Source organism: Actinacidiphila sp. bgisy160 (assembly GCF_057707815.1).
The window spans coordinates 103380-118453 of the sequence record NZ_JBYIQW010000008.1; the positions used below are offsets into that span (position 1 = coordinate 103380).

Here is a 15074-nt window from a genome sequence, read left to right on the forward strand (position 1 = left end):
GGTCCCATTGTGCCGGGTGGGTGGCTAGGCCTTTTCGGCCGTCTTCCCGGCCGCCCCGCCGCCGGAGTCGCCGTCGGTGTTCTCCGGGTGGTGGCAGGCCACCTCGTGCCCGGTGGCCAGGGTGACCAGCGGTGGCTCCGTGGTCTTGCAGACCTCGGTCGCCTTCCAGCAGCGGGTGTGGAAGCGGCAGCCGGACGGCGGGGAGATCGGCGACGGGACGTCGCCGGTCAGCAGGATCCGCTCACGCTTGGCGCGCCGCTTGGGGTCCGGCACCGGCACCGCGGAGAGCAGCGCGTTGGTGTAGGGGTGCATCGGCTTGGTGTAGAGGGACTCGCGGTCCGCGACCTCCACGATCTTGCCGAGGTACATCACCGCGATGCGGTCCGACACATGCCGGATGACCGACAGGTCGTGCGCGATGATCACGTAGGTCAGGCCGAGCTCGCTCTGCAGATCGTCCAGGAGGTTGACCACCTGGGCCTGGATGGAGACGTCGAGCGCCGACACCGGCTCGTCCGCGACCACGAGCTTGGGCTTGAGCGCCAGCGCGCGGGCGATGCCGATGCGCTGCCGCTGGCCGCCGGAGAACTCGTGCGGGTAGCGGTTGTAGTGCTCGGGGTTGAGGCCGACCAGCTCCAGGAGGTTCTGCACCTCCTTCTTCACCCCGCTCTCCGTCTGCACCTTCTGCAGCCGGAACGGCGCGCCGACGATGGTGCCTACGGTGTGCCGCGGGTTGAGGGAGGAGTACGGGTCCTGGAAGATCATCTGCACGTCGCGGCGGAGCGGGCGCATGCCCGCGGTGCCCAGGTGCGTGATGTCGCGGCCCTCGAACTCGATCTTCCCGCCGGTCGGTTCGAGCAGCCGGGTGATCAGCCGGCCCATGGTGGACTTGCCGCACCCGGACTCGCCGACCACGCCGAGGGTCTCCCCGGGGTTGACGTGGAAGTCGATGCCGTCGACCGCCCTCACCGCGCCGACCTGGCGGCGCAGCAGGCCCTTGGTGATCGGGAAGTGCTTGACCAGGCCGCTCACCTTGAGCAGCGCATCCGACCCGTCGGCGGTCGACTGCTGGGGGATCGTCATCTCCTGGCCTTTCACAGCTTCGGCGCAATCTCTTCGGTCCAGATGCGCTCCCGGTCCGCCACGCCCAGGTGGCAGGCGGCGTGGTGCCGGCTACCGACCTCGCGCAGTTCCGGAACGACGGTGGTGCTGGCGCCGCCGGTGAGCTCCGCGTACGGGCAGCGCGGGTGGAAGGCGCAGCCGGACGGCACGTTGATGAGGCTCGGCGGCGAGCCCTTGACCGGGTTGAGACGTTCGGTGCGCTCACGGTCGAGGCGCGGCATCGAGCCCAGCAGTCCCCACGTGTAGGGGTGCTGGGGCTCGTAGAAGACCTTGTCGGCCGGCCCGCGCTCCACGCAGCGCCCGCCGTACATCACCAGGATGTCGTCCGCGAGCTCGGCGACGACGCCGAGGTCGTGGGTGATGATGACGACCGCGGAGCCGAACTCCTTCTGCAGGTCCCGGATGAGGTCCAGGATCTGCGCCTGCACGGTCACGTCGAGCGCGGTGGTCGGCTCGTCGGCGATGAGCAGGTCAGGGTTGTTGGACAGCGCCATGGCGATCATCGCGCGCTGGCGCATGCCGCCGGAGAACTGGTGCGGGTAGTCGTCGACGCGCTTGTCGGGCTGCGGGATGCCGACGCGGTCGAGCATCTCGATCGCGCGCTTGCGGGCCACGGCCTTGGACACGTCGTGGTGCACCCGGTACGCCTCGACGATCTGTGCGCCGACGGTGAAGTAGGGGTGCATCGCGGACAGCGGGTCCTGGAAGATCATCGCGACGTCCTTGCCGCGCAGCCGCCGGACCTCGTCCGGGTCGGCGCCGATCAGCTCCTTTCCGTCGAGCCAGATCTCGCCGGACATCCGGGCCTTGCTGCGGCCGTACTGGCCGGCCCGGTGCAGGCCCATGATGGCCAGCGAGGTGACGGACTTGCCGGAGCCGGACTCGCCGACGATGCCGAGGGTCTTGCCCTTCTCCAGCTGGAAGGAGAGGCCGTCGACGGACTTCACCAGGCCGTCGTCGGTCGGGAAGTGCACCTTGAGGTCGCGGACCTCCAGAAACGCCGTGGGCTGTGCCTTCCCGGCCACCGGCTCGTTCGGGGCGGAGTCCGCCCCGGTACCGGACTTCTGGATGGGGAGGTCGGTCATGACAGCCTCACGCGCGGGTCGACGACGGCGTACAGCAGGTCTACGAGGAGGTTGGCCACCACCACGGCGACGGCCGCGATCAGCGTGACGCCGAGGATCAGCGGGAAGTCCTTGTCCGAGATCGCCTTCACCGCCGCTTGGCCGATGCCGGGCAGGCTGAACGTCGTCTCGGTGAGGATCGCACCGCCCACCAGGGCGCCGAGGTCCATGCCGAGGATGGTGAGCACCGGGGTCATGGTCGAGCGCATGGCGTGCTTGCCGATCACGACCGGCTCGCGCAGGCCCTTGGCGCGCGCGGTGCGGATGTAGTCCTCGCCCATGATCTCCAGCATGGTGGCCCGGGTCATCCGGGCGTACATGGCGGCATAGAGGAAGGCGAGGGTGACCCAGGGCAGCAGCATGCCGCCGAACCAGCCCGAGGGCGAATCACCGAACGGCACATACTGGCCGTCGATCCATCCGAGCCCGTAGACGACCACCGCGAGGGCGATCATGCCGGTGAAGTAGATGGGGAGCGAGACACCGGCGAGCGCCACCGTCATCAGGGAACGGTCCAGCGCGGAGCCGCGCTTGAGGGCGGAGACGACACCGGTGCCGACACCGACGACGACCCAGATGACACAGGCGCCGGCGGCCAGCTGCAGGGTCACCGGGAGACGGTCGGTCAGGACCGGCCAGATCGCCTGCTCGTTGCGGAAGGAGTAGCCGAAGCAGGGGGCGGGGCAATGGGTGACGTCCGTGCCGTTGGCGTAGTCACGCCCGGCCAACAGCCCCCACAGGAACTTGCCGAACTGCACGAGGATGGGATCGTCGAGGCCCATCTTCTTCCGAATGCCCTCAAGGGAGGCCGGGTCCGCCTGCTTCCCGATGAAGTAGGTGGCGGGGTCGACACCGACCCATTTGGGGATCAGGAAGAAGATCCCGAAGGTCACCAACGTGATGACCAGCAACATGACGACGACAGCGAACAGTCGCCGGATGATGTATGCAAGCACTGTGCTCGGCCCGGCGGCGGCCCGGGGGTTCCCCGGGCCGCCGCACGCGGCCATCACCTGCCCTTCGTGCCTAGCGGGTGTGGCACTCGATCGATTCGAGGGTTGTTACTTCACGCCCAGCGAGGCGTAGTCGTAGCGGCCGTTGTACGCGTCGGCCGTGTAGACGTTGGTCAGGCGCGAGCTGCGCCAGATGATGTTCTTCTCGAAGGTGAAGGGCAGGTAGTACGCGCCCTCGGAGACCTTCTGGTTGATCTGCTTGTACAGCTCGGCCGCCGCGTTCGGGTCGGTCTGCTGCAGCGCCTGGTCGAACAGGCCGTCGATCGACTTGTCCTTGATCTCGGCGAAGTTGTTGTTGCCGCTCTCAAGGATGAACCGGCTGTCGACCAGCGGCTGGAGGAAGCCCTGACCCGACGGGAAGTCGGCGCCCCAGCCCATGATGATGATGCCGTAGCCCTTGGACTTGACCGTCTTCGGGGCACCGATGATGCCGGCGGTCTGCGCACCGTCGAACTCGTCGAGCTCGGTGGTGATGCCGACCTTCTTCAGCGACTCCTGCAGCGACTCGGCCGTCGCGATCTCGATCGGCTTGTTGTTGCGGACCGCGATCGTGGTCTTGAAGCCCTTGGGCTGGCCGCAGGCCTCGAGCTCCTTCTTGGCCTCTTCGACGTTGCCCGTCGTGTCCTTCAGGACGTTGTACGGGTCGTACTTGCCGTCGGCGCCCTTGATGCCCAGCGGGAGCATGTTCGGGGCGATCTCGCCGCCGGCCTGCGGGCCGCCGCGGGCGGTCTGCAGCGACTTGTGGTCGGCCGCGAGGATGACCGCCTTGCGGCAGTGGACGTTGTCCATCGGCTTGACCGTCGTCGGGAAGACCGCGTAGCGGATGAAGCCGGTGTTCGGGTTGTCGGCGTTGGCCTTGTTCTTGCCGAGCACCTCGGCGCGCGCGGCCTGGCCGACGCCGGTGGCGTTCAGGTCCAGGTCGTAGTCGCCGTTGATCAGGCGCTTGTCCATGTCGTCGGCGTTGGTGGTCAGGGTGACCGTGATCTTGTCCGGCAGCGCCTTGCGGAGGTCGTCGGTGGACGCGCTCCAGTTGGTGTTGCGGACCAGGACCATCGACTTGTTCGGCGTGTACGACTGGAACTTGTACGGGCCGCTGGAGAACGGCTTGAGGCCGTACTTCGCACCGGTGTCCTTGGCCGCGGGAACCGGGGAGCCGGACGGCATCGCCAGCATCTGCTCGAAGTCGCTGTTGGGCTTCGGCAGGTGGAAGACGATGGTCTTGTCGTCCGGCGTCTCGATGGCCGTCAGACCGAGCTTGTCGGCGGAGGTGTCCTTGTACGGGCCCTTGTACTTGCCCTCGGGGTCGAGCACCTGCTGCAGGTAGATCGGGCCACCGGAGATGACGTCCTGCGCCCAGATGCGCTCGATGCCGTACTTGACGTCCTTGGAGGTCAGCGGGGAGCCGTCCTCCCACTTCAGGCCGTCCTTCAGGGTGTACGTGTAGGTCTTGCCGCCGTCGCTGACCTTCGCGAGGCCGGTCGCGAGGTCCGGCTTCAGCGTGGTGCTGGCCAGACCCGGCTCCGGGGTGAAGGAGACCAGCTGACGGGTGTAGTACCGGGCGAAGTCCCACATGAAGCCGTAGTAGCCACGCTGCGGGTCCCAGGAGTCGGCGTCCTGCGTGCCGATGAACTTGAGCGTGCCGCCCTTCTTGTCGGACGCGTTCGCCACCTTGTTGACGGCGGCGTTGAATCCGGGGGCCTTGGCGTTGCCGTCGGACTTGCCACCGCCGCCTCCGCCGCCGCAAGCGGCGGTCGACAGCAGCGCGGCGACCACGACGGCCGTCCCTGCGGCCAGCCTGCGCCTCGATGAGCGTGGGGATGTCACTTTTTCGTAACCTCCGTGATTCGCGGTCCGCGGCTTTGCGCGGGCCTGCGGTCCTTCTCGGTGAGAAGCCACCTGACGGGAATGGCAGGGGCGGTGTGCGAGGGCTAGCGGGAGCCCTTCGGGTCCAGCGCATCCCGTACGCCGTCACCGAAGAGGTTGAAGGCGAGCACGGTGATGAAGATCGCGAGGCCCGGGATCAGCATGAAGATCGGGTCCGTCTCGTAGAAGGACAGCGCCTTGAAGAGCATCTGTCCCCACGACGAGGTGGGCGGCTTCACGCCGACCCCGAGGAAGCTCAGGGCGGCCTCGGTGAGGATGTTCGTCGGGATCATCAGCGTCGCGTAGACGGTGATCGGCGCGACGAGGTTCGGGAGCAGTTCCCGGAAGAGGATGTAGCCACGGCCCGCACCCAGGCTGCGGGCCGCGTCGACGTACTCGCGTTCCCGCAGGCTCAGGGTCTGGCCGCGGACGATGCGCCCGACGTAGGGCCAGCCGAAGAACCCGATGACTACCACCAGCACGCCCATGCGCACGCCGGTGCCGCTGAAGCCCAGCAGCGAGTTCGGCATGACCGAGACCAGGGACATGATGAACAGCAGCTGGGGGAAGGCCAGCAGGACGTCCATCACGCGGCCGATGGCGGCGTCGACCCAGCCGCCGAAGTAGCCGGCCATGATGCCGAAGAAGGTGCCGAGGACCACCGCGACGATCGCCGAGAGGAAGGCCACCAGCAGGGAGATCCGCGTCCCGTAGACGATGCGGCTGAAGACGTCGCGGCCGTTGACCGGCTCCACGCCGAGGAGGTAATCCCCGCTGATGCCGCCCCACTTGCCGGTGGGGGTCCCGAAGAGCGGGTCGATCTTGTTCTCGTGGAAGTCGTTCGGCGGGTGACCGAGGGCGCTGACGATGAGGGGGGCGAAGATCGCGACCAGGATGAGGAAGACGACGATCACGCCGCCTGCCAGCGCCACCTTGTCGCGCTTGAGGCGCATCCATGCGATACGCCCGGGCGAGCGGCCCTCGATCGCCTTCGCGGGTATGTCGGCGGCGACGTCGGCGACGGCCGTCTCAGCGGTGTCGTGCAGCGGTGCTGTCATGTCTCCTCGTGCATCCCCCTGCCGGCGGTGGCCGGCTTCGCCTGGCCGTCCGCCCGGGTCGACGGAGCGGACCGACCATGTCGGGCGCAGCTCTTGATGGTGGTGCGGTGGCGCTGGTCTGTGTGTTTGGCTTGTGATGAATCGTTAAGGCGACGTGTGAGGCGCCTTGGTGCGCGAGTCTTCATGGGGCATGGATCACGCGCCAGACCCCACAGGGAAGCGATGCGCAACCGTGATGTGGTGAGCCTTCGCCTGTTATTACCGCAGTGTTACGCGCGTTGACAGATCGCCGCGATGCAACGGGAGTCGCTACCTTCGATCCCATGAATGATCGGCTTCGCTCGGTGTGCGACCTGATGGTCCCCGTGGTCAGGGAGATGGCGGGACTTCACGAGTACGACGGCCAGGTGCAGGATCTGTCGCCCGACGGCGTCCGCCGCGGACTGTCCTCGCTCGCCCACGCCCGGCTCCGCGAACCGGCCCTTCCCGACTCCCACGACGAGCGGCACCTGTCGGTCTTCGAGGACACCCTCAAGGTCCAGTACGGCGAGCTGGAACTGCACCGACGTGACCCATATCCGCATTTGTCCAATCTCGAACTCACCGCGTACGACCGCGAGTACGCGCCCCGCGAGGAGCTCGCCGAGGCCCGCAGGCGCCACCTCCAGCAGTGGCCGGACGCCGTCGACGCGGCCATCGCCTCGCTCGACCGGGTGAGCGCGCCGGTCGCCGGGGCACTCCTCGGGGCGGTCCGCGGCCTGGCCGCCGACCTCGATCCGGACCGTGAGCCGCAGGCCGGCCCCGCGCTCGCCGCGCACGCCAGGCTGGTCGACCACATCGCCCGCGCAGCCGAGACCGGCGACCCCGACCCACGGCTCGGCGGGGCGGCGCTGGCCCTGCTGATGGGCAGTCAAGAAGGCTTGCACGTCGACCTGTCGGCCCTCGCCGACGAGGCCGAGCGCGAGCGGGACCGGCTCACCGCGATCCTCACGGACTCCTGCCGGCGGCTGGACCCGAAGGCCGGCGTGGACGAGCTCATCCCGCGGCTGCTCGCCGACCACCCGGACGCGGACGGGGTCATCCCCGAGGCCGCCCGGCTCACGGACGAGGTCATCGACTTCACCCGGCAGCGGGGGCTCGTGCCCTGGCTCGACGGCGACTGCCTCGTCGGGCCGGCACCGCCGTCGCGCCGCTGGTCGATGGCGATGATGACCTGGGCCGCGCCGGAGGAGGCCGACTCCGCGTCCTGGTACCACGTCACCCCGCCGGAGCCGGACTGGCCGGAGGAGGAACGCGAGGAGTGGCTCTCGGTCTTCAGCCGCACGAGCCTGCCGGCGATCACCGTCCACGAGGTGGCGCCCGGCCATTTCGCCCACGGCCGGGCATTGCGGCACGCAGCCACGCAGGTGCGGCGCGTCCTGCACTCGCTGTCCTTCTGTGAGGGCTGGGCGCACTACGTCGAGGAGGTCTGCCTCGAGGAGGGCTTCCGGGCCCGCGACCCCCGCTTCGCGATCGGTGTGGCCCTGGAGGCGCTCGTGCGCGTCACCCGGCTCGCGTGCGCCATCGGGCTGCACACGGGGGCGATGACGCTGGAGGAGGCCACGCAGCGGTTCATGCGGGACGCCCACCTCGCCCGGGCCGGCGCGGCCTCCGAGGCGCGGCGTGGCACCTTCGACGCGGCGTACGGGCGGTACACCTGGGGCAAACTGGAGATCATGCGGCTTCGTGAGCGCGCCCGGCGCGACTGGGGGCCGGGGTTCTCGCTGCAGCGGTTCCACGGGGCGCTGCTGGAGCTGGGCAGCCCGCCCCTGGGTCTCATCGACGCGGCCCTCTGACCGGGTGGGGCCCTCGCGGGGCGCCTGCGGGTGCGGGAGGGGTGCCCTGCGGGTGCGTGGGCGGGTGCGGGTACGTTGCGCCTGCGGCGGGCCGTCTCCCACCCGCCCGCCACCGCCTGCGTTGCGTGCACGGGGGGCGGCATCGCCCACAGGGGCCACCCGCACCCGCCGACGATGCCGCACGGGTGGGCGGGCGGGAAAAGAGCCCACCGCAGGACAACAACGCGCGAGCCGCCCACGAACCGGCACCGCCGCACCGCGGGGAACCCGCCGCAGGCGTCAGTAGGGCTGTGGGGCCCAGCCGTACGTCGCCCCGGGTGCCCCTGCCACGCCCGGCGCACCGTGGGCGTCGCGGGAGTAGAAGGGTTGCGCGGAGGCCCGCATCCACATGCCGACCGGGTCGTACTCGTCCGTGAGGGCGACCGTGGCGACCGGCAGCCCCTGCGGCACCGCCCCGAGGGCGGACTGCATCATCAGGCGCACCGATTCCGCGGCCTGGGGCCCGGCGTCGTAGAGGTCGACACCGATCGCGAGGTACGGCTCGCCCAGCACGGGCTGGACCCAGGCGCGCCGCAGCGAGCGGACTGCCGGGTTGCGATGGGCCTGCTGGCACAACAGGGCGTAGTACTGGGGGATCTGGAGCGCGGGCTCGCCGATCCGCAGCGGTCCGGCCGGGGAGCGGTCGAGGCCGAGGCAGACACGCCGCAGGTCGAGCCACGGGATGCCGACACCGCCGCCGGGGGCGTGCGGGTTGAGCCACAGGCCCCAGCGGTCGGGGAACAGCGAGGCCGCGATCTCGCGGCCGGACACCACCTCGTGGGCCCGGTTCCAGCCGCTTGCGGCGAACTCCTGCGGTGAGGTCACGCAGGGCGCGTAGCCGTGGCCGGCGACCTCCATGTTGCCGTACTGCGCGTCCGCCCCGCCGGGGGTCCCCTGCCAGAGCAGCATCCACACCTGGCTGTCGGCGAGGGCCCGCAGCACTTCCTCGTAGGCGTCGTACCTACCGGGCGTCACCTGCCGGAGCGCATGCTCCAGCCCCCCGCCCCCTCCCACGCCGGCGCTCACGTGTCCCGCCCTTCCGCGTCTGCCTTGTCCGCGTCGTCTGCTTCGCCGAATGACTCGGGTGTCGTGCCGGACCCAGGTTATGCGCCCGTGCCGACATAGAAGGGTCGCACGCGCTCCAGCATCCAGTCGCCGATGGGGTCCTGCGCGACGTCCAGCAGGACCAGATTGACCTGCCAGGGCAGCGGTACGGCGCCGAGCGCGCGCCCGAGGGCGGCCATGGCGGCGGCCCGGTCCTCCTCCTGCCAGCGGTCGAGTTCGACGCCGACGAAGAGCGTGGCGGGGTCGCCCTCGACGCTGGCCAGCGCGCGGCGGGCGGAGAGCACGACGGGGATCACGGCGAACTCGCCCGCGGCGGCGGCCAGAAAGTCGACCGGCTCCTCGTCCGGCGAGGGTTCCCACAGCCGGACCCGGGCCCCGGTCGGGGTGCCGGGCTCGCGGTCGGTGCGGCACAGCTCCATCACGGCGGCGGGCGGCAGCGGGATACCCACCGCGCCACCGGGGTTGACGGCTATCCCGAGCTGCGGAGGCAGCCCGCGGGCGAACTCGCGTGCGGGGGCGACGGCGAAGCTCATGCCGGAGCCGGCGGCGAGGAACTGCTGTTCGGAGCTGAAGACCGGGACGTAGACGCCGCCCTCGAGTTCGAGGGTCGGCAGGTCGAGGTCGGTGCTGTCGGGGCCGCCGCCGTTCGGCAGCGGGATCCACAACTGCGAGCGCCCGAGCACCTCCAGGACGCGGGCCGTGGCACCCGGGTCGCCGAGTGCCGCGGAGAGCACTTCCTCGAGTTCGTTGGCGGGCCAGCCGCCGGCACCGTGGACCGGCGGGGCGAAGCCGTCCGGTATCCGCTGCCCCGGGATGTTCACTGCGTCTCGCCTCGCAATTTCCTGTGGTGATGCGCTCCGTGGAAACCCTATCCGGCGGCGGGCGGAAGCGACCCCTGATCACACGGCCGTCACGCGAAGCGATCGTCCGGTTGCGAAGCGTGACAACGGCTCCGAAGGTAGGACGAGCAAGGAGAAAACCCTCAACCGGGAGATGTCTCGACATGCGCATCACCAGGATCAACTCCACCCTCATAGCGGCGGCTGTCTGCGCCTCGCTGACGATGGGCCTCACCGGCGGTGTCGCGAGTGCCCACGCCCCCACCCGGAGCACGGCCGTCGAGGTCGAGCACCTCGCCGCCCGCGCGGCGGAGACCGGCGACGCCCAACTCATCGCCAGTCTGGGTGACACGCTGTCCATCGGGGCCAAGCTCACTCAGGAAGCCCAGGTCGAAAGCCCGGACTCGGCGAAGCTGGAGGAACTCCGCAGGGGTCTGGAGGAGGCGAGCCGACAGCTGGCCTCGGTCCTCGACCAGGCTGGTGCGGTGTCTCCCGGCATCACCGACCCGGCGGCCATGGACCCGGGCGCGCCAGAGGCGGGCCTGGACCCAGGCGATCCCGGCCAGTTGGGTGATGTGGGTGATCCAGGCGCCATCGATCAGGTCGGCGGGCCGGGTGACCAGGGCGCCGCGGACGCCGTCGACGACGTCAGGACCGCGCTCACCAGGCTGGGTCAGGACGTCACGGACCTGCTGGCCAAGGTGGTGGCCAAGGACCTCGCGGGCGTGTCGGCCGGTGTCGCCACCGTCGTCGCCGACCTGCAGGCCCTGCTGATGGCGGTGCCGAAGCTGCTCACCGGCGCACTGCCGCTGCCGATTTCGCTGCCGCCACTGCCCCTGAACGACCAGGGGCAGCAGCTGTCGCCCGACGCGCAGTTCGCGCCGCAGGCCCAGCCGGACCCTCAGGGTCAGTAGCGGTTCCACCCCTCACGCGTCGCGGCCCGGCCGCTCAGCCGTCGAAGTCGATGGACTCGAGCTCCCGGGCCGCTTCGCGGTCCAGCAGCACCACCGAGACGCACGCTCCGGGCAGCCGGCCCGCCTCCGCCTCCGCCAGCAGGCGGCGGGAGGCGTTGCGGTGCCGGGCCATGGCGTACCCCGACACCCGGCGGCCGCGTTCGCGCTGGCCGTCCAACGCGGTCCGCACGGGGACGTCCAGCAGCACCAGGTGCATGCCCCGCCCCCGGCGTCGCGCCGCGCGGGCGACCCAGGCGCGCACCCAGCGCAAGGTGCCGCAGTCGTGCAATACGACGCTGTCGCCCGAGCGCAGCGCCCGCCACAGTCCGGCGTAGTGCGCGAGCCGCACCAGGGGCCGGTAGAGGGGGTACGGCAGCAGCCGCGGCAGCCGGGCCTGCCAGCGTTCGCGTACGTCCTGCGAGTCGATGAGGCGGGCGCCGCCCGCCGCGCGGCGCATGAGGGTGCTCTTGCCGCCGCCCGGGAGGCCGGAGACGACCAGGACGTCACCCGCCGGGTAGCGCAGGACGCGCACCGGCCGGCGCCCCCGCCGCAGGTCGAGCAGCCGGCGCGGCCGCACGGCGCGGCCCCCGCGGCGCGCCTCCCCGGCCCGCGCCGTTACCGGCCGGGACACGGCCGGGACCCCGGCCGTCGCATACGCACTCTGCCAACGCACAGTTCGCCCTCCGGGTCAGACATTCAAGAAATGGTAAATCCTGTGTCTTTGCCTACCCAGAGGAACGGCGTCGTTACTACCGGATCGGGACCGGACCGGGACATCCGGGACGCGATCGCGACAACGGCGTACGCCCGTGCAATGATGGCCGCCTCAATCTCATACCGGCCGTTCGAGGCCGCGCGGGAGAGTTTTCCGCACCGCTGCGGCGGGCGGGACGCCGAAGGAGCAAGTCCTCCCTTGAATCTCTCAGGCACAGATACCGCGCGTTCGAGGCACATCTGAAAAGCGGGCGCGCCCTCCCGGTCACGGGGGTGCCGCCCCACCCAAGGTGCAAGCCAGGACTCCTCCACCCGGGGGGTCCAGGTGAACCTCTCAGGTTCCGATGACAGATGGGGAGGACCTGCCCCGTCATCGCCCTACCTGTCCCTTCCTCGCCTTGGGAGCCCGACCGATGAGTGAACCCCGCCGTACCGCACTGGACGCGCTGCACCGCGCCCTCGGCGCCACCATGACCGACTTCGCGGGCTGGGACATGCCGCTGCGGTACGCCAGCGAGCGCGACGAGCACACCGCCGTGCGGACCCGGGCCGGCCTCTTCGACCTGTCCCACATGGGCGAGATCACGGTCACCGGTCCGGCCGCGGGCCAGGCGCTGGACCACGCGCTGGTCGGCCACATCTCGGCGCTGGCGGTGGGCCGCGCCCGCTACACGATGATCTGCGCGCCCGACGGCGGCATCCTCGACGACCTGATCGTCTACCGCCTCGGTGACGAGGAGTACATGGTCGTCGCCAACGCCTCCAACGCCCAGGTCGTCCTCGACGCGCTGACCGAGCGCGCCGCCGGCTTCGACGCCGCCGTCCGCGACGACCGGGACGCCTACGCGCTGCTCGCCGTCCAGGGCCCGCAGTCGTCCGCCATCCTGAAGTCGGTCACCGACGCGGACCTGGACGGGCTCAAGTACTACGCGGGCCTGCCCGGCACGGTGGCCGGCGTCCCCGCGCTGATCGCCCGCACGGGCTACACCGGCGAGGACGGCTTCGAGCTCTTCGTCGCCCCGGCCGACGCGGAGAAGCTGTGGCAGGCCCTGACCGAGGCGGGCGCGGAGGCCGGCCTGGTGCCGTGCGGCCTGTCCTGCCGCGACACGCTGCGCCTGGAGGCGGGCATGCCGCTGTACGGGCACGAGCTGACCACCGCGCTCACGCCCTTCGACGCCGGGCTCGGCCGGGTCGTCAAGTTCGACAAGCCGGGTGACTTCGTGGGCCGTGAGGCGCTGGCCGCGGCCGCCGCCAAGGCCGAGGCCGCGCCGCCGCGCAAGCTGGTCGGCCTGGTCGCCGAGGGCCGCCGGGTCCCCCGAGCGGGCTACCCGGTGGTGGTGGGCGGCGAGGTGGTCGGCGAGGTCACCTCCGGCGCACCGTCCCCGACCCTGGGCAAGCCCATCGCCATGGCGTACGTGGACGCCGGGCACGCCGCGCCGGGCACCTCCGGTGTGGGCGTGGACATCCGCGGTACGCATGAGCCGTACGAGGTGGTGGCCCTGCCGTTCTACAAGCGGCAGCGCTGAGTTCCCGATCACATCGGGCACAGTCGTCCCACCTGTCAAGACAGCCGTTCACCAGCACATACCGTCATCCAGGAGAATTCACGTCATGAGCAACCCCCAGCAGCTGCGGTACAGCAAGGAGCACGAGTGGGTCTCGGCCGCCGACGCGGACGGTGTGTCCTCGGTGGGCATCACCGAGCACGCGGCGAACGCCCTCGGCGACGTCGTCTACGTCCAGCTCCCGGCGGTGGGCGACACGGTCGCCGCGGGTGAGACCTGTGGTGAGCTGGAGTCCACCAAGTCGGTCAGCGACCTTTACGCCCCGGTCTCCGGCGAGGTCACCGAGGTCAACGAGGATGTCGTCAACGACCCCTCGCTGGTGAACTCGGCGGCCTTCGAGGGCGGCTGGCTGTTCAAGGTGAAGGTGTCCGACGAGCCGGGCGACCTGCTCTCCGCGGACGAGTACACCGCCTTCACCGGCAACTGACCGCTCGGGACCTCCCGACCGCTCCGCCCTGTCCACTCCGACCTCCGGACGGATGACCCCCCAGATGTCGCTTCTCAACAGCTCACTGCACGAGCTCGACCCCGACGTCGCCGCCGCCGTCGACGCCGAACTCCACCGCCAGCAGTCCACCCTTGAGATGATCGCCTCGGAGAACTTCGCTCCGGTCGCGGTGCTCCAGGCCCAGGGCTCGGTGCTGACCAACAAGTACGCCGAGGGGTACCCCGGGCGCCGCTACTACGGCGGTTGCGAGCACGTCGACGTCGTCGAGCAGCTCGCGATCGACCGGATCAAGGCGCTCTTCGGCGCCGAGCACGCCAACGTCCAGCCGCACTCGGGCGCGCAGGCCAACGCGGCCGCGATGTTCGCGCTGCTGAACCCCGGCGACACGATCCTGGGCCTGAACCTCGCTCACGGCGGGCACCTGACCCACGGCATGAAGATCAACTTTTCCGGCAAGCTCTACAACGTGGTCGCCTACCACGTGGACGCGGAGACCGGGCAGGTCGACATGGCCGAGGTCGAGCGCCTGGCCAAGGAGTCCCGCCCGAAGCTGATCATCGCCGGCTGGTCGGCGTACCCGCGGCAGCTGGACTTCGCGGCCTTCCGCCGGATCGCCGACGAGGTCGGCGCGTACCTGATGGTCGACATGGCGCATTTCGCCGGCCTGGTGGCGGCGGGGCTACACCCCTCCCCCGTGCCGCACGCGGACGTCGTCACCACCACCACGCACAAGACGCTCGGCGGCCCGCGCGGCGGCGTCATCCTGTGCAAGGCCGAGCTCGCCAAGAAGATCAACTCGGCGGTCTTCCCGGGCCAGCAGGGCGGCCCGCTGGAGCACGTCATCGCGGCGAAGGCGGTCGCCTTCAAGATCGCGGCGAGCGAGGAGTTCAAGGACCGCCAGGTCCGCACCCTGGAAGGCGCGAAGATCCTCGCCGAGCGGCTGACGCAGGGCGACGTCACCGCGGCCGGTGTCTCGGTGCTGTCCGGCGGCACCGACGTCCACCTGGTCCTGGTCGACCTGCGCGACAGCGAGCTCGACGGCCAGCAGGCCGAGGACCGGCTGCACGCGATCGGCATCACGGTCAACCGCAACGCCGTCCCGAACGACCCGCGCCCGCCGATGGTCACCTCCGGCCTGCGCATCGGCACCCCGGCGCTGGCCACCCGGGGCTTCGGCGCGGAGGACTTCCGCGAGGTCGCCGACGTCATCGCCGAGGCCCTCAAGCCGGGCTTCGACCCGGAGACCGCCAAGGCGCTCGGCGCCCGGGTCACCGCCCTGGCCGGCAAACACCCGCTGTACCCCGGCCTGAGGTAACCGGCGTCACCCGGTGTGCGGGACCGCCCGTGAGGACGGTCCCGCACACTGGAGCAAGCGCGGCGCACCCACGCCGCCCACGTACCACCCGGCGGCGACCCCGCCGGCCGCCCGCGGACAA

13 protein-coding genes and 1 riboswitch are annotated in these 15074 nt (G+C 70.6%); of the genes, 5 read left to right on the forward strand and 8 right to left on the reverse strand.

Annotation, left to right across the window (positions count from 1 at the left end):
• Positions 1-24: 24 nt before the first annotated feature.
• The 5 genes from AC3EUJ_RS10165 to AC3EUJ_RS10185 all read right to left on the reverse strand — a co-directional run bounded on the left by AC3EUJ_RS10165 (position 25) and on the right by AC3EUJ_RS10185 (position 6180).
• Positions 25-1083: an ABC transporter ATP-binding protein gene (locus AC3EUJ_RS10165; RefSeq protein ID WP_431960727.1), complete on the reverse strand. Its 1059-nt coding sequence runs from the start codon at positions 1081-1083 to the stop codon at positions 25-27.
• An 11-nt stretch (positions 1084-1094) separates the two neighbouring features.
• The gene (locus AC3EUJ_RS10170) at positions 1095-2207 is read right to left on the reverse strand and encodes an ABC transporter ATP-binding protein (protein ID WP_431960728.1); all 1113 of its coding nucleotides are present in this window, start codon (positions 2205-2207) and stop codon (positions 1095-1097) included.
• Complete coding sequence (locus tag AC3EUJ_RS10175; protein ID WP_431960729.1) at positions 2204-3202, reverse strand: ABC transporter permease; 999 nt, start codon at positions 3200-3202, stop codon at positions 2204-2206. The genes AC3EUJ_RS10170 and AC3EUJ_RS10175 overlap by 4 nt, the downstream gene beginning before the upstream one ends.
• Positions 3203-3307: 105 nt before the next feature.
• Positions 3308-5083 (reverse strand): ABC transporter substrate-binding protein, encoded by a 1776-nt coding sequence (locus tag AC3EUJ_RS10180; protein ID WP_431960730.1) that lies wholly within the window; start codon positions 5081-5083, stop codon positions 3308-3310.
• Positions 5084-5187: 104 nt separating this feature from the next.
• A complete protein-coding gene (locus AC3EUJ_RS10185; protein ID WP_431960732.1) occupies positions 5188-6180 on the reverse strand; it encodes an ABC transporter permease in 993 nt (330 codons plus the stop codon).
• A gap of 323 nt (positions 6181-6503) precedes the next feature.
• Here AC3EUJ_RS10185 and AC3EUJ_RS10190 point away from each other — a divergent pair, with 323 nt between their 5' ends.
• Complete coding sequence (locus AC3EUJ_RS10190) at positions 6504-8015, forward strand: DUF885 family protein (RefSeq protein WP_431960733.1); 1512 nt, start codon at positions 6504-6506, stop codon at positions 8013-8015.
• Between the two features lie 279 nt (positions 8016-8294).
• Here the strand turns inward: AC3EUJ_RS10190 and AC3EUJ_RS10195 are convergent, their stop codons facing one another.
• Complete coding sequence (locus AC3EUJ_RS10195) at positions 8295-9080, reverse strand: enhanced serine sensitivity protein SseB C-terminal domain-containing protein (RefSeq protein ID WP_431960734.1); 786 nt, start codon at positions 9078-9080, stop codon at positions 8295-8297.
• Positions 9081-9157: 77 nt separating this feature from the next.
• Entirely contained in the window at positions 9158-9940 is a 783-nt protein-coding gene (locus tag AC3EUJ_RS10200) for an enhanced serine sensitivity protein SseB (protein WP_431960735.1), read from the reverse strand.
• Positions 9941-10122: 182 nt separating this feature from the next.
• On the opposite strand from AC3EUJ_RS10200, the gene AC3EUJ_RS10205 reads away from it, so the two are divergent.
• Complete coding sequence (locus AC3EUJ_RS10205; RefSeq protein WP_431960736.1) at positions 10123-10872, forward strand: hypothetical protein; 750 nt, start codon at positions 10123-10125, stop codon at positions 10870-10872.
• A 34-nt stretch (positions 10873-10906) separates the two neighbouring features.
• Here AC3EUJ_RS10205 and AC3EUJ_RS10210 read toward each other — a convergent pair whose 3' ends face one another.
• On the reverse strand, positions 10907-11542 hold the full coding sequence (locus AC3EUJ_RS10210) for an AAA family ATPase (RefSeq protein ID WP_431960737.1): 636 nt from the start codon (positions 11540-11542) through the stop codon (positions 10907-10909).
• 215 nt (positions 11543-11757) lie between these two features.
• Positions 11758-11859, forward strand: a riboswitch (glycine riboswitch).
• A gap of 179 nt (positions 11860-12038) precedes the next feature.
• On the opposite strand from AC3EUJ_RS10210, the gene gcvT reads away from it, so the two are divergent.
• The 3 genes from gcvT to AC3EUJ_RS10225 all read left to right on the forward strand — a co-directional run bounded on the left by gcvT (position 12039) and on the right by AC3EUJ_RS10225 (position 14953).
• Positions 12039-13151 carry a glycine cleavage system aminomethyltransferase GcvT gene (gene gcvT / locus AC3EUJ_RS10215; RefSeq protein WP_431960738.1) on the forward strand — a complete coding sequence of 371 codons (1113 nt, stop codon included), beginning with the start codon at positions 12039-12041 and terminating at the stop codon, positions 13149-13151.
• Positions 13152-13236: 85 nt separating this feature from the next.
• Positions 13237-13617, forward strand: a complete 381-nt coding sequence (gcvH, locus tag AC3EUJ_RS10220) for a glycine cleavage system protein GcvH (protein ID WP_431960739.1) — start codon at positions 13237-13239, stop codon at positions 13615-13617.
• A 64-nt stretch (positions 13618-13681) separates the two neighbouring features.
• Complete coding sequence (locus AC3EUJ_RS10225) at positions 13682-14953, forward strand: serine hydroxymethyltransferase (protein ID WP_431960740.1); 1272 nt, start codon at positions 13682-13684, stop codon at positions 14951-14953.
• The last annotated feature ends 121 nt before the right edge of the window (positions 14954-15074 follow it).